Source organism: Clostridium sp. 001 (assembly GCF_019056555.1).
GTDB lineage: Bacteria > Bacillota > Clostridia > Clostridiales > Clostridiaceae > Clostridium_B > Clostridium_B ragsdalei.
This window is the reverse complement of record NZ_CP020473.1, coordinates 4,095,398-4,114,781: the sequence shown is the minus strand read 5'-3', so window position 1 is coordinate 4,114,781 and position 19,384 is coordinate 4,095,398. Positions and strand designations below refer to the sequence as shown.

Sequence of the window (19,384 nt, the reverse complement as noted above, 5' to 3'; positions counted from 1 at the left end):
AGATATAGGCATGAATAAAAATTATTTAGAAAGTTATTCAAAAATAGTTGTAAAATCAGGTCTTAATATACAAGACGACCAAATATTAGTTATAAATTCACCAATAGAATGTGCTGAATTTACCAGATTAATTTCTGAAGTTGCCTACAAAGAAGGTGCACGAGATGTAATAATAAATTGGAGTGATGAACTTTCAACAAAAATTAAATATTTAAATGGAAAGGACAAAATTTTTGATGAGTTTCCAAATTGGAAAAAAGAATTATATACATCTTATGCTAAATCCGGAGCTGCATTCTTAAGTATTTATGCCCAAGATCCAGAACTTATGAAAGATGTAAATCCAAAAAGATTAATGCGAGCAAGCAAAACCCAAAATATTGCACTTTCTGAATATAGAGAAAGGATTATGACAGATAAAAATTCCTGGTGTGTTGTATCAGTTCCAACTAAATCCTGGGCAAAAAAAGTTTTTGAAGACCTTTCAGAAGAAAAAGCAGTTGAAAAACTGTGGGATACTATCTTTAAGACTGTAAGGGCAGATAAACCAAATCCTATAAATGCATGGGATACCCATAAAGCAAATCTTAAAAAAAGTATGGATTTTCTCAATAAAAATAAATTTAAATATCTCATGTACAAAAATTCACTAGGTACTGATTTAAAAATTGAACTTTCAAAAGATCATATATGGCTTGGTGGTTCATCATCTACACCTGAAGGTGTAGAATTCATGGCAAATATACCTACAGAAGAAGTGTATACTTTCCCATTAAAATGGGGTGTAAACGGAAAAGTTGTAAGTTCAAAACCTTTAAATTACAATGGAAATCTTATAGAAAATTTCTCTTTAACCTTTAAGGATGGGAAAATTATAAGCTTTACCTGTGAAAAAGGTTATGAAACATTAAAAAATCTTATTGAAACAGATGAAGGTTCTCATTACCTTGGTGAAGTTGCATTAGTACCTTTTAATTCACCTATTTCCAATTCAAATATATTATTTTACAACACACTTTTCGATGAGAATGCATCCTGTCATTTAGCTATAGGTGAAGGTTACCCTACCTGCTTAGAAAATAGTGAAAATATGAATAAAGAAGATTTAAAAAATGCAGGTATAAATTCTTCTCTAGAGCACGTTGACTTTATGGTTGGAACAGAGGATCTAAATATAACCGGAGTTACAGAAGATGGAAGAGAAATTCCCGTATTTATAAATGGTAATTTTGCATATTAGACAGCTATTTTTTGAAGTGATTTTAACTTTAGCTGCCAAACTTTATCATGATATTTTTGTGTATGAGTTCAATCATTATTTTGAAACATCAGATATGAATTTTATAGTTTAAAAATAATCGTATACGCAGAAATATTTTTACAATAAACAATCACATTTAAATGTTTTGCATATAAGGCTTAGTGAAAAATTCGTAAAGATCTTAGATTTTTTGAATTGTTTGAGGTACGAGTTTTCAAAAGTTCTTAGATTTTTTAAAATTTTTCACTTAGGCTTATCAAAATATTTAACCGGGCTTGTGTTTGTAAAAAATATTCGGAGTATACGGTTATTTTTGCTTAGGAACTCTATATAAAGTTTGTGTATATCTACTGTTTAACTATTACAGCAGTTCCATGTAAATCGCATATTGGAACTACAAATACATTTTCTTCTCTGCAAAACTGTTGTACCGCCTCTCTTACTCCAGAAAATTGAGTGTTATTATAGTCATGTATGATCATATATCCTCCTACACTCATACGGGGATAAAAAAACTTTAATCCCTCATATATTGGCTGATACAAATCTGCATCTAAGCTAACCACTGCAAAATTTACGTCTATTCCATGTGCAGTATCAGGGAAGTATCCATTCTTAAATATAGCCTGTTCTTTATAAGGCAGCCTACTGGATACCATGTCAATACTGGTATCATTAAATTTCCCAATTTCACTACGGGAAAATTCATTTTTCTTTTCAATTTCTATATCGCGCTCGTCAAATCCCTCAAAAGTATCAAATAAATATATATTTCTCTTTGGAAATAGAGCGTTTATTTCAGCTGCAAATTTGCCTTTATATACTCCTAATTCTGCTACATCCCCTTGAATATTTCTTTGCTCTACTTCTCTAGCAATTAACTTTAAAACTGCAAGACGAATATCTAACTGCTGTCGATATTCAGTAATACTAATAATACTGCATTTGAGTGCTAATGCTTCAATTTGTAACTTTACTTCCTTGCAAGCATCTTTGTTTAAAATTGCTACATAAACATAGTCTGGTTCTATACCCAAAAGCTGCTGCTCATTAATAACAGGTATATTTCCAATCTTAGTCTCTTGCATTTTTTTATTATTGTCACAATACGCCACAACTTTCATATCTGGACTTAAGAGATTTTTCATCATTTGTCCGCCTTGTCCTACACCCCAAATTACAACCTTTTTCATTGCCATACCTTCTTTTACAAGTCATTTTTAATTTATTACTAGTATTATGCCTTTTAACAATGCAGTTTATCTAATACCCTTTCAATAAATACACCTATAAGTTCTGGATCAAACTGAGTGCCTGCATTAAGCTTTAGTTCCCCTATAGCAACTTCTTCTGGCAAAGCACTTCGATAACTTCTTTCGCTAGTCATAGCATCATAAGAATCTGCTATAGCTATAATCCTCGATTGAAGTGGTATTTCTTTTTCCTTTAGACCCTTTGGATATCCCTTTCCATCCCACCTTTCATGATGAGCCAATACATAGTATGCCATTTCTGACATATCATCTACTGTATTAAGTATTCTATATCCTATTTCTGGATGCCTTTTTATTTCCTGCCATTCTTCATCTGTAAGTTTTCCAGGCTTATTCAGTAGATGTTCCTCTATAGCTACTTTTCCTATGTCATGAAGCAATCCAACAGTTTTTAATTCCCTAATTTCGTGTTCAAGTAAACCGAGAGCCTCACCCATATCCTCGCATAATATTGAAACTCTATGAGAATGTTCTTCTTCTCTTTTATTTTTTTCATGAAGTGCAGTAATTATAGCACTTATGGTTTTTCCTATCATATTTGGCCCTTCAAAAAGCTTTTTTTTGTACATGTAATCTTCAGCTTTTTTGAAAGTTTCTTGAATTTTTACTTCTCTACTTTTCTTAGTTTCATAGCCAAAGGAAATAGATATGTCAATAGCACCTATCTTTTCTTTTGCTGCTATGGATTTAATACGTTTAAGAATTTGTTCTGTTTGAAAAGCATCTGTTTTAGGTAATAAGATTACAAATTCATCCCCTCCCCATCTAGCAACAATGTCTTCTTTTCGGCATCCCTTTTTTATGACTTCTGTCACCTTTTTAAGGAGTTTATCTCCCATAACATGTCCAAGAGAATCATTCACAAGTTTTAAGCCATTTACATCTCCCATAACAATTGTAAGTGGTAAACTTCTTTCCACATCTAGTCTATTTAATTCTGCTTCAAAAAACCTTCTATTATATAACCCTGTTAATTGATCACGGTAACTCAAATATTCCAATTTAAGTTCCATTTCCTTTCTATCTCTAATATCCCTCCATAAGGAATGAAAAACTTTCTTTCCATTAAGAAAAATAGTTGTTAACATAACCTCTACTGGTAATACATTTCCATCGGCCTTCTTATACCACCATTCAAATTTACATTTTCCTTTTTCTATAGTATTTTTACGCATTCTAATAACTTTTTCTCTAGTTATTTCTCCATCTGGCTGTTTTTCAGGATAAAACTCAAGTGGATCCTTGCCCAATATAAATGTCTTTGAATCATATCCTAATGCTTTAATCATGGCTAGATTACAATCAACTATCTTTCCGTCTGAAATTATAAATATAGCATCCGATGAGTTTTCAAAGAGGTTTCTAAAAGTGGCTTCACTTAATTTCAATTCCATTTCATTTCGTCTTTCATCAGTAACATTTCTCGATATAGCAAGTATTTCTTTTTCATTATTTTTTACCATTCTAATTTCAAAGTGATGTTCCTTATTATGAATCCACACCTTATATTCAAAGCTATCCAATATTCCTTCTTTAAGCACTACCTGCATTTTTTCATAGAGTTTTTCTGACATCGTTTTAGGAAAAATTTCTAAAATATTCTTTCCTATAAAATCTTTTTTTGGCATAAGCACATATTTTTCATCACTTGACATACAATCTATCAGATACCCTTTATCATTAACAACAAATAATGCATCGGGTAATGCCTTAATAATAGCCCTGTTTTTTTCTTCACTTTTACTTAATTTCTTTTCACTTTTAATGATTTTATTATATTGAAGTCCTAACTTTTCCTTGGAATCAATCAATTTTTTTACATATGTTTTAAGTTCTTCATTAACTAATGATATTTCTTTATAGCTTTCATTAAGTTTCTTTTCTACCAGATCAACCTTTTTTAAAAGATTACTTATTAATAAATATAAAACAAATGTAGTTACACCAACATATAGACATCCCTTATATATATTTATAGCTAGGAGCATATTATCATCACTAGCAAATTTAATTACAATTCTATCAGAAAAGTAAACCCAAGGTAAACTAATCCCTAAAAATATTAAACATATTCTTATACTTTCGTATTTCCACAACTTATTGTCTTTATTAAAAATTGAGTAGATTTTTTTTCTTATTGATACAAGCATACTATACCCCCATCTGTAATATAATTCTACAATTCCGCTCAATTTATTGACATTAAAATATTATTGGATTTATATTTTAATATCCCCTTATATGCTGCTTATTTCGATAAAATACAACAAAAATTCTTTAACTACATTATATCAAAAAATTAAAAAAGGTGATAACTTTTTTAATTATCACCTTTTCAATTAATTCATCCTATGTTAATCATATAAATTATTATTTAATCACACATATTTCTAAAATCGTATAGTATTATACTAATAATAACAAACAACTGGAGTACCTTTATCAATATTCTGGAATATTGTCCTTGCCAAATAATACGGTGAGTTTACACAACCATGTGAACCACTTGACATGTATATACTTCCACCAAATTCACTTCTCCAACTTGCATCATGAATTCCAATACCTCCATTAAATGGCATCCAAAAATCAACTGGTGAACTGTATCCTTCACCTTTTAAAGTAGCATGTCTTTCTTTATATTTCACCCAATAAACGCCTTCTGGTGTTGGGTGTCCCTGACTTACATTACCTGTAACAACATCCCCTTGTACTACTAATGAACCATTTTTATAAAACCATAAATGTTGATCACTCAAATCTACTTCTACATAAGTATTTCCTATATCATTAGCTCCATGAGATGCCGCAGTTTGACTATATGTTGGTTCTTTTTTTACAGTTCCACCTTGTTTAATGTAGGTGATCAAATTTTCTGTTTCCTTAGCGGAATTAATGTCCCAACCATAATCACCGCCGCCAACATTTATTGTTCTTCCCGAAGTTGTAACAAAACTTCTTGTCTTACCAATTGTATCGTAAGTTTTTGAAAGATCAAGCATATAATTTTTTATTTTGTCTTTGTCAAATTCAACTTCGAAATTATCATTAACTGTAAGCCAATTATTTATCTTAGAACCATCTATAGTTTCTTTTTTATCTCCAAATGTATAGATAATTTTAGAAGATACGTATTTATTAAGAAGATCCCTAATTTGGGCAGTTTTTGCTGATTTTACAGTATACTTTGGATTTACATAACAATTCATTGCTTCCAAATCCAACGTAGTTTGACCTTTAGATATTGCCTTTACTACATTATTATATAATGCAGTTTTATCTACTTTACTTCCATATACTTCACTTACAATATTATAACCTTTATCTGAGTATTTGAAGCTAGGATTTTTAGGTTCAATTACATTTTTGTTATCAAGACAAGACAGTTTATTTATTTTATCTTCCAATATCTGCTTATCATATGAAACTTCAGCTGTCATTTTAGTATCATTTGTATCTAAAAATGCTATAATCCATTTATAATTGCCTTGCTTATCCTTAAGTTTCCTAAATTCATCATCTGAATTATACTTTAACTTAATGTCAGATCCACTAATTTGTTCGCTTTTACTACCTCGCTCTTTTAAATTTAACTTATATGATTTTATCTGAGATATCAATTCCGTATTTAATTGCTCCGCAGTTTTACCTGAAACATTCACACCATTAATTTCAGATCCAAAATAAAAATGCTTTGTGAAGTACGCTGCCATCCCAAAATATATAATAAGTAAAATGCAAATAGAAATGATAGTACCTTTGATAATTTTATTGCGCTTACTTTGTCCCTCCTTCTCATTTTCCTTTTCTGCATCATTTTCCATAATACCCATCCCTTCTATAATTACAATAAAAATTAAGGCTTTATAGTCTTTAATATTAATTAACTTATATAGATAAAGGCTACATTATATTTTGTGTAATAAAACTCATAATTAAAACAATTATTACTTGATAAAACTGAAAAAATAAATAAACTAAAAGAACGGATATTAACTATTTATTCAGCTCAAAATCATATAACAACTTCCAAAATTATAGTTAATTCAAATAAAAAGTTATATTATCATGTACACATTTTAATTATAATACACAATAAAAATATATCACCTTTTAGTACCCAAAACAACAACCACCTGCAAGTCATTAAGTATCACTTAATACTTACAGGCAGCTTGTATGGTAAGGGTGACGAATTGTCTTTAAAATCCGCCACTTAAGTATGTATCAAAATTATTAATACACATCATTTCTACAACACATCTCAGGAAAACTTCTCTTCTTTATTTTACATTATTCCAATTTTTGTGTCTACCTTTTATTTAAAAGCAATATCCTAAGCATAACACCGTAATTTTACAGCATTATGCTTAGGTTTACAAATCCATTTATTTAGCAAATAATACAATTTTTATTGATGATCTACTGATTAAAATAATTATTTGCTAGATTCATCAATTATATCAAATTTATTTTTCACCTAAGTACTCCTCCAGCACTATATTCTTACCATATATTTCTTTTGCTGCTTTTACTCCAACATATCGTATATGCCAGGACTCATAATTATAACCTGTTATAGCTTCTTTTTCTTTTGGATATCTCATAATAAATCCAAATCTATAGGCATTAGCCTTTAACCACTTTCCCTCTCTTGTTTGTCCGAAGTCTACCATTAGCCTACCTTGAGCACCATCTTCATTGGTAACATCTATTGCAAGACCTGTTTGATGTTCACTCGTACCAGGATATGCTACATATTCATCAGCTTGCTTTTTGCCTACCCGTCGAACTCTCTCATCATATACTTGTTTTTGTGACTTATAAGATCTATAAGCTGATACTCCATATAAGTTTATACCTTTTTTATGAGCATACTTGAATAAATTTTCCAACTGTTCAGCTGCTTCACCTTGCATCATCTTTTCTTCATGAGATGCACTTGATGAAAATCCCACATTAGGCATTGTTAAATTTTCAGGTATATAGTTACTAGATAATCTATGATTTTTATTTACTAAAATTAAAAAACTTCCTGTATTTTTATTACTTCCATAAGTTACGCTGCTTAAGACTTCACCAGGCTTAAACATAATGCAAACTACTGCTGCCATGAGCAATAATGGCACTATTAATAACTTTTTCAAATATATACACCTCTATATTTTTAATTATTTTGTTAACTCTATTATGTAAGACACATTGTATATAAAAAAGGTTCAATATTTTGTTTAAAAAATATATAATTTCTCATTCATTACACACATTTTAAAGAAAAATTGCATATTAAAAGCATCTCTTTTGTAATGGTCTTGCCATAAACTCAAAAGAGATGCAGATTAAAACAATATTATGATTAGCCTTACAAATTTATTTAATAGAATCTGCAATTTTTATTAATTCATCTTTTCCAAATGCTCCTCTGCCTAATAAACTATAAAGTACCCCATTATTCTCCCAGTCCATACTTTTGTTATCAGACAATATTGCGTCTTTTCCATTAACTTTTACTTTTTCAATTTTTCCATCTGTTCCACCTTCATATTTAGTTTCTTTGCAAGCAAATCTTTGCTGCATGTAAATATACTTTCCTGTTTTTGCATTAGTAAAATATAAATCAATATATTTTTTACTTACGCTTCCATCTTTACCTTTATAAAATTCTGCTCTATCAAATTTATAATCTTTTGGTAAATATGAAGGCAGCTTAACATTAAAACAAGTATATTTATTTAAGCTGCTAGAATCTTTAACTATTAGCATATTTTTCTCAACTTTTTCATCTTCAGCTTTTGCCTCAGTTACTGTTACTATCTTTCCATTTGAAACTGTAGCAATTTCTTCACCTGATTTTGTATATAATTTCCCAGTATTTTTTGTAACCACTGTTACAGGATTTTTATTTTTATCAAAGATTTTGCCTTTTAAATCAGTTGGAATTACCATTTGCGAAGGTTCTTCTATTTGTTCCGCTGTTATATGACCAAGAGATATTCTATTTATTACTTTTTCTGCTAAACCTTTAGCAAAAGAAGTCTGAGTAAACACACCACCTACTACTAAAAATACTGCTGCTGCAGCAACTGTCTTTTTTATTCTATTTGATTTTTTCATTACATTATCTCCTTTGTGCTTATTTACATTTTTTAACGTTTTATTAAAAACAGCTTCTTTATTACTATTTTCACTGAAATTTCTATTTGCTAAAGTTTTTCCGATTTCTAAAAGTTCATTAAATTCTTCACTATTTGATTCATTAACATTCTGTATTCCATTAAGATAAGCATCCATATTCACAGAAAATTTATTCTCAATACTTTTTTTGTTCATATCTATACCTCTCTTTCCAATTCTTTTTTTAACTTTTTCATTGTCCTATAGAGTATTACCCCCACATTACTTTCTGTAATGCCAATAATTTCTGCAATTTCTTTATTTTTTAAATTTGCTCCAAATTTAAATGCTACAATATTTCTTTCTTTTGTATTTAAAATATTTATTGCTTTTAAAAGTTCATCATTAGTCTCTGATTTTACAAATATATCTTCCGGATTCTTTTCCATGGATATTACCTTTTTCAATTTATCCATAGAAAACACTTTATGCTTTTTTAATCTCCTGAAATAATCATTTATCACGTTTCTTGCTATAGCGAAAAGCCATACTTCAAAAGGAGATTTATCTTCACTATACGTGTTGATTTTAATCATTGCTTTTTCAAATATTTCACTTGCCAAGTCTTCTGCTTCTTCATTACAATTAATCCGGTAATATATATAGTTGTAAATTCTCTTATAGTAGGTTTCAAAAATATAAGTAAAATCTTTATCTCTAGATTTTTTTTCATCTAAAGCATTAATTAATGTAGTCTGTTCCATATATTTTAAAACCACCCCTTTCTCTGATTTTTTTACCTAGCTAAGTAATTCATCATATGTTAATACGTATAAACCCTAATTTCATTACACACATTTAAAAAAATTTCTAAAACAACTTGTAATATATAAGTTATCTACGTAAAAAAAGTAAGCTCTTTCGAACTTACTTCTTTTATATATGATATATTTCAACTATTTTTGTGGGTTTTCAACTTTTCCCATAAATACTATTACTCCTGTTTTACAATCTCTTATTGCAAAAACAAAAGGTCTGTCAATAGTAAAATCAACATTCTTGTATTCTGGCGGCATACATGCTGTAGCACCCATTTCTACAGCAGTTACCGCAGCAGCTGTTGTTCCCTCTTCATCTACGTTGATAAAAGTTTTATGTGTAATTTTACTTATATACAGTGGCATTTGCTGTGAAATTCCACTAAAATCAGCTTTACTTTTATCAAAAGCTGTAACTATACCTAACTTCTTAAGTATATCAACCATGTTGTCTTCTTCATATTCTAATTTAAACTTAGGTATTTTCATAGTAACTCTTGCATCATAGAAGTCATTCATCCATTTGTCCATGTTGCTTTTGCTAATACTTGATACAAAATTGTTTATATCTACTCCCTTATCCGGTAAAAACAAATCCATTTCTAACCCATCATAGTATGGAATTTTTACAGCTGCAAAATTATTTTCTTTTAAATAACTACTTACACGTGTATCTTCCATATTATCTGTTTCTATTTTTTGATCGCTAGATAAATTAAATTCTTCTGGTTTTGTATTGGCTTTAGGAAATTTATCTAACCAGGTTCCTTTAAAATTTATGGAGTTAATTAAAATTGCCGCATCTTCTGCATTAATATTATCTATTATCTTTTTTACTTGTCCATCTGTACTTTTATCTACCCATTTATTGATGATATCTCCTGAATTATTATCTTTGAAGTCTAACGTGCTTACTTCTGAATTATAATATTTTTGTGAAGTATCAACAAATTGCTTATTTAAAATTGTACCTTTATCAACCCATATGGAATCCGCTGTTTTTAGCTTTGTTGATTTTAAATTATTGTAATAATCTAATAAACTGTAGTATTGTTCATTTATAGTTTTATCGTCTGCATTACTTAACCCTATAGACTTTAATATTTCATTTTTTGTATCTCCTGCCGATCCATTTTGTGTCTCAGCTAATATGGTTCCTATGCTTAACGGTGATATTATTATATTTTTATTCTTGTCCTTACTTGTCAATTGCTTCATTAAATCAAATACAAACTTATTACTTGATACACTTACCAAACTATCTTTATCTATATCTATTGTCTTAATACCATTAACTGTAAATTTCATAGTAATTGGCTGCTTAAGATTACTTGTAGATGAACCTGTTTTACTATAAAGTTTTAAGTCCTTCGAAACATTCAAATAATAAGTTTCTCCTGCCTTATATCCATCCTTTGGTGGATATATTAAAATACTGTTGCCATAGTTTGCCTCATTAGTTTCCACATCAATTATGTTACCCTTTGAATCTGTTACAGTAATAGCCTTGTCCAAAGACGGCCAATCAACTAACAAACCTGATTTAAAAGTTAATTTCCACACTTTTTCTGTACTAACATCCTTTTGTTCTGTCCATTGTTTTATATTTTCCGCTGCATCACTAGCTTTTACCTTTTGCATATAACATTCAGAACCTGCGGTTGCAAGTATAATTGAAATTAAAACAGGTATAACTAGTTTCAATTTGAACATATAAAATCCCCCCCTAATTAAAAAACAATCCAATTTATAAACCTATAAGGTTTCTAAATTGAAAGCTGACTTATACTAAATCATATATAGAAAATCTTCAATTGAAAACCCTGTATAAATAATTTTTAATTATCCATATATATATTCTATCATATAAAACATTATTTACCACTACTACTATTAAAAGGCTAGTTTAAAAATTATATTAAACTAACCCATTTCCATCTTATTTACTTACAACACTAAATTAGCATTCTTGAATTTTTTTAAATTTTTTAAACACTAATGTATTAAATGATGTGGATAAATCTATGCTTGAAATCTGACTGCTATATTGAGGAATAATATTAACTAATTCCCAACCTTCTTTTCCATATTCTAAAAGTTTACTTTCTAAATCCTCTGCTCCACATAATGTTCCGTCCCACTCATATACTTTATACTCCCACATAAACTATGTACCTCCTAAAATCACATGATATTTTGCTATGTTGACTTAACTAGTGGTAATTATATCATATTTACACACAGAAGGTAATAAACATATTTACTTTTCCTGTTTTAAACCAAAGTACTTTCTTCCCCATAACAAAGCTACATTAACAAGTCCGATCATAACAGGAACTTCAATTAATGGTCCTATAACTGCAGTAAAAGCTTCCTGAGACTGAATGCCAAAAACTGCTACCGCTACTGCAATTGCCAGTTCAAAATTATTGCTTGCAGCCGTGAATGATAAGCTAACTGTTTTGTGATAATCTATTTTTGACTTATAACTTATATAGAAGGATACGGAGAACATAATTATGAAGTATATAATCAAAGGAACAGCAATTCTTACAACATCCATTGGAAGCTCAATAATGTATTTTCCTTGTTCCTTATAGTTAACTTTAGCAAGTGGTGGATACATCATAACTATAAGGCCTATAGCTATAGGATAGGTTTATTCTTCGGCAGATGTGAACCCAAAGATGAAAGAGTTAATAAAGCTATGGCTTTGTCTAAAGAACTACACGATATTTTTAAGGATAAACATAAATGTTTATGCTGTAGAGTTTTAACAATTTATAATAGATCTCACAAAACAGCTAATCTATTCCTACAGTATCACTTCTGCGTTCCATTAAAACTACGTCATACCATTTCTTATTGCACATCTTTCCTAGCTTCTCTCTTACACCTACTTCTCTAAAACTGCATTTTTTATGCAGTGCTATGCTTGGTAAATTTTCTTTTATAATTCCAGATTGTAAAGTCCAAAATCCATTTTTTTCAGATAATTTAACTAGATTATCTAAAAGGGAGGTTCCTATACCTTTTCCTCTATATTCTTCTCCTATATATATACTGACTTCTGCAACACCTGCATAAACACATCTGCTTGAAGTTGGACTTAAAGCTACCCACCCCAACACCTTATTTCCTAATCTAGCTACTAATCTACAGGATTTAAGGTGACTGCTGTCCCAATTTTGCCAAGAAGGTACTTCTGTCTGAAATGTAGCCTTTTTTGTATTAATACCCTCCAAATATATTTTTGATACTTCTTCCCAATCTTCTTTTTTCATACCTTCAATTTTATAATCCATCTTTCTCCGCCCCCACTTATTTATAATATATTTTTGTAATATTTTACTCTTTTAATTTAACAAATTGAAAGACACTATTCCTTTAACACAACTCCAAGTAGGCTAATAATCGAAACAGCCTGAGTATATGAGATTATTGCACCGCGAATATCTTCCACACCCGCAGCAATACCATCAATCCTACAGCTTGTAAAATCCATTCCTTTTAGTTTAGTATTGCAGAATTGACCTTGTGTAATATCAGTATCCTTAAATTCTAATTTAGAAAATTCACTTTTGTAAAAATCAACATACGGGAACTGACAATTGCTGAAGACTGCCTGTTTGAAATCTGTAAATCTAAAACATGTATATTGTCCACTACACTGATCAAACATAACATTTCTAAAAACTGCTTCCGTAAAATTACTTCCTGTAAGCTTACAGTTTATAAACTCTACTCTATGTATTGAAGATTCACTCAAATTAATATTAGATAAGTCGCAGTTTTCAAATCTTACATCTAAAAATTCTGCCTGCTCAAACGATATATTTATAAACTTTACATTTCTGAATATTACCTCATTAAAGGATACTCTTCTTGTCTTAAAATTTTCCACCAAGCATTCATCCACCAATACAGATGAAATCAAATCATAATCAGATATTCCTCCTTGTAATAAATCAAATTCAGGTAGATTGTCTTTAATCTTTGGCTTTAGTACTTTGGTAACATTTCTATTTTGAGCCATTTTGTTTTTTATCTCTCCCTTTTTTTAATTTCTACAAAAGTATCATAATAAGCTGCCTGCTTACCCATATCAGCAATTTGATTTTCCGTTAGAAAATTTGGATTTGAACTTTTTTCCCACCAACCTACATTCATATGGACAAGGTTATCTGGCACTTTATCCGTTATATTTATCTTTACGCGTATTTCTCCCCTTGGAGATCTTAATTTAACAATATCACCATTATGTATATCCTGTTTCTCTGCTGTATTTTTACTTATATTAGCTGCAGCCATGGTATCTACGTCTTTAAAGCTTTGAGACATAAGTGATTTTTTAGGATGAGTAGTCAAAAGTCTCAATCTATCACTTTTTTTGTCGTTAACATAAACTGGTATTGGACTCAATCCGTCTTTCTCAGCATCTTTAGAATATATCTCTATTTTTTTTGATGGTGTTTTAAATTTTAGATCACTCCAGGCAATAGAATTTTCCTGTATGGTTACATATCCATTTTTTATTTTTTCAAGAGTTATTCCCTTCTTTTCCAAAGGTTTTATTACTTGGGTTAAGTATTCCCTTTTAGGTACGTAAGGGTACTCTTTCATCCCCATCTTTTTTGCAAGTTCCATAAAAAAATAGTATTCATCCATTAATTCATGCCTTGGTTTGACACACTTTTCATTATATATTATGTAGGGATTACTCATAGAAGAATATAGCAGGTCTTCGCTTTCCAGGGTATTAGTACATGGAATAATCAAATCGGAATGTTTAGCCGTATCGGTCATAAACATATCTATGCACACCTTGAACTCTATATTTTCAAAAGCCTTTACAAAATTATTTAAATCAGGCCATTGGTTTAGTGGATTAGCCTTACTTACAAATATAGCCTTAATATCTTTCGAGCATTTAAGTAATTTATTAAAATTCCAGTTTCTATCCTTTAATGCATATTTATAACTGCCATAGGGGTCCAAATCTAATACTTTAGGATACACTTTGTTGGAATAATTTACTCCACCACCTCTTTTCCCTATGCTTCCCGTTATAGCAGCAAGAGCATCTATGCTCCTTACGGAATTTCCTCCATTTTTATACCTTTGAAGTCCATATCCCATACATATAGTACTATACTTTTCTTCAGCATAAATATGAGAAATTTCTTTTATAGTGTCTATGCTAACGCCGCATTCTCTAGACAAATACTCCATACTAAGAGTATCTAAATAAGCTTTATATTCCTTAAATCCTACTACATTTTTCTTTATAAATTCTGCATCCTGCAGATTTTCTTCTATTATTGCCTTTGTCATAGCCATAGCCATAGCAGCATCCGATGCTGGATTTATCTTTATATGAATATCACAAAAGCTTGTACTATCAGTAGAAATAGGATCTATAACTATTATTTTTGCCCCATTTTGCCTTGCTCTTTTTAAAAATGGCAGCAGCTGAATATGAGAATTTGCTGGATTTTTGCTCCATAGTATTATATTTTTTGCGTTCAAAATGTCTTCTATGGAGTTTGATTTATTATCTCCAAAATCATATTTTTGTGCCTTATTACCTGCACTCCAGCATATTTCATTTTCTATTTTAGTTGTGCCGCCATAAAAATTAAAAAATATATCTTCTATGCCTTTTAATACAGTTCCTGTTCCAGATGAACCATAATGAATTACAGAGTTTGAAGAATATTTTTCTCTGTAATACATCAATTTATCCGAAATTACATTTATGGCTTCTTCAAAAGTTATATTTACCCACTTACCATTTTGTTTTTTCATAGGTGAATACAATCTATCCCTGGCATTTAACCTCTTCAAATGATTTTTTGCTTTTTCACATACTATACCCTTTGTATAAGGATGGTTTTTATCTCCCTCTATTTTAACTACTTTATTATCTTCCACATATACATTTAATTTACAGCATCCAAAGCAATCCAGTGGACATCCATGCCTTTTCATAATCTATACGCCTCACTTAAAACATCTAATTTCATATATTTTACATCAATTATTTTAAAATTTTCTCCATTATATCTTTTTAATTCATTAAGTACAAGCCTATATTATTTTTTCATCCCAGTATAAACTAAAACTGCATCTCTTAAAAATTCTGCTGTTCCCGGCTGGTTTCTGTCATAATATGCTTTAAATCTTTCATCCTCTACATACATTTTAGCAAGACCTGCGTGAGCTTCTTTATTGTAATTTCCCCAATAAAGACTTATCCACTTTGCATGGAGAGAAGCAGCCCTTTGAGCCAGTTCACCCGCAGGATTACCTGTTTTATAAGCTTTACTCAGTGTTTCAAGTATTTCATTTTCAAGTCCGGTTGCCTCTTCATATTCCTCAGGTGTCATATTTTTAAGATTGCTATTTGTTTTATCTACAATTTTATCTCCGTATTTTTTTCTGATTTCTTCTCCATATTTTCTTTCATTGTCATCAATAAGTTTTTTCTTGAATCCTTCAAATTTTTCTCTATCACTCATTACAATTCTCCCTTCCATGGATTTAATTGTATTTTCAACATTAGAAATCAATAAATCCAGTTCAATTCTTTTTTCAAGAAGCTTTTTGCGATGTTCTCTCAGTGCTTTAACCCTGTCAAAATCAGGAGAGGTTATGATCTCTCTTATGTTTTCAAGCTTTATGCCAAATTCCCTATAAAAGAGTATTAGCTGAAGCCGATCTACTTCATTTTGGCCATAAATGCGATATCCTGATGAATTGATTTTTGCCGGCTTCAAAATTCCAATTTCATCGTAATATCTAAGAGTCCGTGCACTGACACCTGCCATGTGAGCTAATTTCTGCACTGTATATTCCACTGCTATCACCTCCTGACAATTTAACTATAAACTTATACGCAGCGTCAATGTCAATAAAAAATCTCTGTAAAATACAGAGATTTTTTATTATTCAAACCTGAGTGCATCAATTGGCTTGAGTTTTGAAGCCTTATAAGTTGATACTATAAATTGTTATAATTATTTAGAAAGGCTTTTAGATAATAAATCAGATAACAAGCAAAAACTTTCTATCATAGTCCTTCTTTGCTCTTGAGACATATTACTGAGAGCTTCTATCTCCGATGCTTTAAGTTGTTCTAATATCCCTTTTGCATATTTACTTCCCTGTTCTGTAAAGCTGACTACTTTATTTCTGCGGTCTTTAGGATCTAATCTTCTAGAAATGTATCCTTTTTTCTCAAGGTGGGATAATATTAAAGAAACCGTCTGTTTTGGCAGGCATAATTTATCACAAATTTCATTTTGACTGCAGCAAGTAGAAACTTCTATTACATATAAAATAAACAAAACCGTATCCTGAATACCATGTTTTTTTGACCAAATACGATAAATTTCATTAATTTTAAACCAGGATTCATAATAATCACTTAATAACTCAGTAACTTCATTTTCTTTATTCATATTTCATACACTCTTTTCTAATAGTAAAAAAATTAGTGACTAACACCGCTAAGATTTAATCCTACAACTCCTAATATAATAAAAAATATAGACAAAACTTTTAAAATGCTTATATTTTCTTTAAAAATAAAAATTCCTATTACTGATATAATAGTAGTTCCCGCAGCTGCCCATATAGCATATGCCACACTCACAGGTATCTTTTTTAATGATATTGAAAAAAGTACAAAGCACAAGCCATACGTTAGAATTGTCCCTAAAGCTGGCAGTAATTTTGTAAATCCATCAGACATCTTCATACAAGTTGTTCCTATTGTTTCAAGTATAATAGCTCCAATCAGGTAAATCCATTCCAACTATAAAACCTTCTTTCACTGTTTATAATAATATTAGTCTATTTATGGACTAATATTATTATAAGCTAAAAATTCTTTTTGTTCAATTATCAATGAATCTTACTTAGTGAGAAAAGCAGAGAACTTAAATCTTCGATTTAAAGTGAATCGCTTTCTCTTTAGAGTTTTGTTCCTCCCATTAAGTTTAGATGAATTATCTAGGGGCGTAGCTAATGTTAGCTCCCACTTTGATAGAAGTGGGAGTATTACAGTAGGTAGCCATCAGACAAATAATTTTACTGGAAATAAAACGAAACTATATAATAGATACTGCTCTTATTACAATCTCTATTGGCCTAAATTCTTATGCAGTGCTATAATAACATTATTAATTTTAAAGTACAGAGACTAACTATATGAAGTCAATACAATTTTAAAGGTTTTTTCATTTTTTAGCCTCTTAAAAAAGTGCATAACAAATAGAGCAACTAAGTTGCCAATTTTAAAAATAAGGATTACATTTGTGGAACAAAAGCTGTATTGGTTTTTAAAAGATAAAATATTACACGCACTAATTTTTTAGCAACATGACTCATAGCAACATAATAGTGCTTACCTTCAGATCGTTTCTTTGATAAATATGCAAAAAAGGTTGCGTCTCTCATTGAAACAGTTCTGGCAGCTGTAAGTACAGCCCAACGTAGATAAGTAGATCCACGTTTGACCATTGGGGTATGCGAAGCATTATATTTGCCAGATTGGTAAGTTGAAGGATCTAATCCTGCGAAAGCTAAGAGCTTACAAGGACTTGTGAACCTTTCTATATCCCTAATTTCAGACAATATTATTGCTGCTAGAGTATATGAAATTCCAGGAATACTAATCAGTGGTGAATTGATTTCAATAAGAATTTCTTTTATTTGAAGTTCTAAAGCATCAATTTCAACTTGAACTGATTGTATTAACCTAATAGTTTGTTGAAGTTCAAAACTTAAAGCCCTCGAACTAGTGCCAATAGAATCCACGGCAGATTTCTTTATAGAAATTGCTTTATCTTTACTATACTTGCCTTTGGAAGCTGTACTTAGTATGTTTGTAAGCTTAGTCAAGTGGCAAGCAGCTATCTCATCTGCATTTGGCAATATAGATAAAAGAGCATAGGAAGAACTTTGATGGATTGACCAAAATAGCTTAGGTAACTCTGGAAATATAATGTCTATCAATCTTATGATACAGCAGTCATGCTTATTTTTAGCTACATCAATGCCAATGTAAATCATAAAAACAACTCCTTTAAGTTTTAGTCCGCTATGCTCCACAAATCCTATGCTAAATGTATCCTTGCTCTATATAAAACGTCATGCGTTATCTAACTAATTAACAAATAAGCATAAGACAGTGGTTAGATCCTCAATTAAAATAGTCTAGCTATAGGTGCGAAAACTAATCCACAGCGTCTTATGATAATTATAGTAAAAAATCTTTAAGAAAGGAAAAGTATAATGAATTTTTTACTACATGTTCATTATACAAGGTGCAGATTATGGACAACACAACTACTGAATTAGAACTGCTTTATACTGATGCTAAAAAAGACCCTTCCTTAAGAAAGAAGCTGCTGGAAACTCGTCTGGCAGATGATCCTATGGATACATTTTGCAAAATAGCCTGTAATGCAGGACATCCTATAACTGTTGGAGGACTTCTGGCAGTTGGACAAGAGTACAGTGACAACCAATGCAAAAGCACAAACGGCGGGAATCCAGATCCCTACGATTCATTTGAAGATGCATACGAAATGTTTTTATCTTCCTTATAATCTCACTTAATACATAATTAATGGATTGCCTAATTTTAAGGCAATCCATTTTTGTGGTCTATAACTTTAGTAACTTCGTACATTTGCCGGACACTTGATAATGCAAACACGTTACCTATATTTAACCTCTCTAACAATTCGTATCCTACATACCCTATCATTTATGTAATACTTTTTTAATGTCAAATCCCCAGCATTTTGTTGGTAACACACATTTTTGAATTTAGATTTCCATTTTGCAGAACTAAAACTAAAAGTTACAGATTATTAATAATAATTTCCAGTTATTGATATTGAAAC

General features: G+C 30.3%; 17 protein-coding genes and 2 pseudogenes. 3 read left to right on the top strand and 16 right to left on the bottom strand.

Going from position 1 to position 19,384, the window contains the following annotated elements; translation table 11 throughout:
* Nucleotides 1-10 precede the first annotated feature (10 nt).
* The gene (locus tag B5S50_RS19185; RefSeq protein WP_217302585.1) at nucleotides 11-1,240 is read left to right on the top strand and encodes an aminopeptidase; all 1,230 of its coding nucleotides are present in this window, start codon (nucleotides 11-13) and stop codon (nucleotides 1,238-1,240) included.
* Between the two features lie 368 nt (nucleotides 1,241-1,608).
* On the opposite strand, the gene B5S50_RS19180 is transcribed toward B5S50_RS19185, so the two are convergent.
* The 9 genes and pseudogenes from B5S50_RS19180 to B5S50_RS19140 form a co-directional block, all read right to left on the bottom strand.
* Nucleotides 1,609-2,454: a TylF/MycF family methyltransferase gene (locus B5S50_RS19180; protein ID WP_217302584.1), complete on the bottom strand. Its 846-nt coding sequence runs from the start codon at nucleotides 2,452-2,454 to the stop codon at nucleotides 1,609-1,611.
* Between the two features lie 53 nt (nucleotides 2,455-2,507).
* A complete protein-coding gene (locus B5S50_RS19175; protein ID WP_217302583.1) occupies nucleotides 2,508-4,685 on the bottom strand; it encodes an HD domain-containing phosphohydrolase in 2,178 nt (725 codons plus the stop codon).
* A gap of 261 nt (nucleotides 4,686-4,946) precedes the next feature.
* Nucleotides 4,947-6,359 (bottom strand): L,D-transpeptidase family protein, encoded by a 1,413-nt coding sequence (locus B5S50_RS19170; RefSeq protein ID WP_217302582.1) that lies wholly within the window; start codon nucleotides 6,357-6,359, stop codon nucleotides 4,947-4,949.
* Between the two features lie 645 nt (nucleotides 6,360-7,004).
* Nucleotides 7,005-7,682: a D-alanyl-D-alanine carboxypeptidase family protein gene (locus B5S50_RS19165; RefSeq protein ID WP_217302581.1), complete on the bottom strand. Its 678-nt coding sequence runs from the start codon at nucleotides 7,680-7,682 to the stop codon at nucleotides 7,005-7,007.
* Nucleotides 7,683-7,905: 223 nt separating this feature from the next.
* Entirely contained in the window at nucleotides 7,906-8,865 is a 960-nt protein-coding gene (locus B5S50_RS19160; protein WP_217302580.1) for a DUF4367 domain-containing protein, read from the bottom strand.
* Nucleotides 8,866-8,867: 2 nt separating this feature from the next.
* Nucleotides 8,868-9,413, bottom strand: a complete 546-nt coding sequence (locus B5S50_RS19155; RefSeq protein WP_217302579.1) for an ECF subfamily RNA polymerase sigma factor, BldN family — start codon at nucleotides 9,411-9,413, stop codon at nucleotides 8,868-8,870.
* A 192-nt stretch (nucleotides 9,414-9,605) separates the two neighbouring features.
* Complete coding sequence (locus B5S50_RS19150) at nucleotides 9,606-11,180, bottom strand: serpin family protein (protein ID WP_217302578.1); 1,575 nt, start codon at nucleotides 11,178-11,180, stop codon at nucleotides 9,606-9,608.
* 247 nt (nucleotides 11,181-11,427) lie between these two features.
* A complete protein-coding gene (locus B5S50_RS19145) occupies nucleotides 11,428-11,631 on the bottom strand; it encodes a DUF4177 domain-containing protein (protein ID WP_217302577.1) in 204 nt (67 codons plus the stop codon).
* Nucleotides 11,632-11,727: 96 nt separating this feature from the next.
* Nucleotides 11,728-12,120 (bottom strand): annotated as a pseudogene (locus B5S50_RS19140) (arsenic resistance protein); the annotation flags it as partial.
* On the opposite strand from B5S50_RS19140, the pseudogene B5S50_RS21705 reads away from it, so the two are divergent.
* A pseudogene (locus B5S50_RS21705) lies at nucleotides 12,121-12,246 on the top strand (C-GCAxxG-C-C family protein); the annotation flags it as partial.
* A 25-nt stretch (nucleotides 12,247-12,271) separates the two neighbouring features.
* On the opposite strand, the gene B5S50_RS19135 reads toward B5S50_RS21705, so the two are convergent.
* The 7 genes from B5S50_RS19135 to B5S50_RS19105 all read right to left on the bottom strand — a co-directional run bounded on the left by B5S50_RS19135 (nucleotide 12,272) and on the right by B5S50_RS19105 (nucleotide 18,545).
* Complete coding sequence (locus B5S50_RS19135; RefSeq protein WP_217302576.1) at nucleotides 12,272-12,772, bottom strand: GNAT family N-acetyltransferase; 501 nt, start codon at nucleotides 12,770-12,772, stop codon at nucleotides 12,272-12,274.
* A 74-nt stretch (nucleotides 12,773-12,846) separates the two neighbouring features.
* Nucleotides 12,847-13,503 (bottom strand): pentapeptide repeat-containing protein, encoded by a 657-nt coding sequence (locus B5S50_RS19130; RefSeq protein ID WP_217302575.1) that lies wholly within the window; start codon nucleotides 13,501-13,503, stop codon nucleotides 12,847-12,849.
* 8 nt (nucleotides 13,504-13,511) lie between these two features.
* Nucleotides 13,512-15,458, bottom strand: coding sequence for a molybdopterin-dependent oxidoreductase (locus tag B5S50_RS19125; RefSeq protein WP_217302574.1), 1,947 nt, complete (start codon nucleotides 15,456-15,458; stop codon nucleotides 13,512-13,514).
* A 104-nt stretch (nucleotides 15,459-15,562) separates the two neighbouring features.
* Nucleotides 15,563-16,327, bottom strand: a complete 765-nt coding sequence (locus B5S50_RS19120; RefSeq protein ID WP_217302573.1) for a MerR family transcriptional regulator — start codon at nucleotides 16,325-16,327, stop codon at nucleotides 15,563-15,565.
* A gap of 159 nt (nucleotides 16,328-16,486) precedes the next feature.
* The gene (locus B5S50_RS19115) at nucleotides 16,487-16,930 is read right to left on the bottom strand and encodes a MarR family winged helix-turn-helix transcriptional regulator (RefSeq protein ID WP_217302572.1); all 444 of its coding nucleotides are present in this window, start codon (nucleotides 16,928-16,930) and stop codon (nucleotides 16,487-16,489) included.
* 32 nt (nucleotides 16,931-16,962) lie between these two features.
* Entirely contained in the window at nucleotides 16,963-17,286 is a 324-nt protein-coding gene (locus tag B5S50_RS19110) for a multidrug efflux SMR transporter (protein ID WP_065079342.1), read from the bottom strand.
* A 494-nt stretch (nucleotides 17,287-17,780) separates the two neighbouring features.
* On the bottom strand, nucleotides 17,781-18,545 hold the full coding sequence (locus tag B5S50_RS19105) for a transposase (protein ID WP_254306625.1): 765 nt from the start codon (nucleotides 18,543-18,545) through the stop codon (nucleotides 17,781-17,783).
* Nucleotides 18,546-18,808: 263 nt separating this feature from the next.
* On the opposite strand from B5S50_RS19105, the gene B5S50_RS19100 reads away from it, so the two are divergent.
* Complete coding sequence (locus tag B5S50_RS19100; RefSeq protein ID WP_217302571.1) at nucleotides 18,809-19,084, top strand: Nif11-like leader peptide family natural product precursor; 276 nt, start codon at nucleotides 18,809-18,811, stop codon at nucleotides 19,082-19,084.
* Nucleotides 19,085-19,384: the final 300 nt, after the last annotated feature.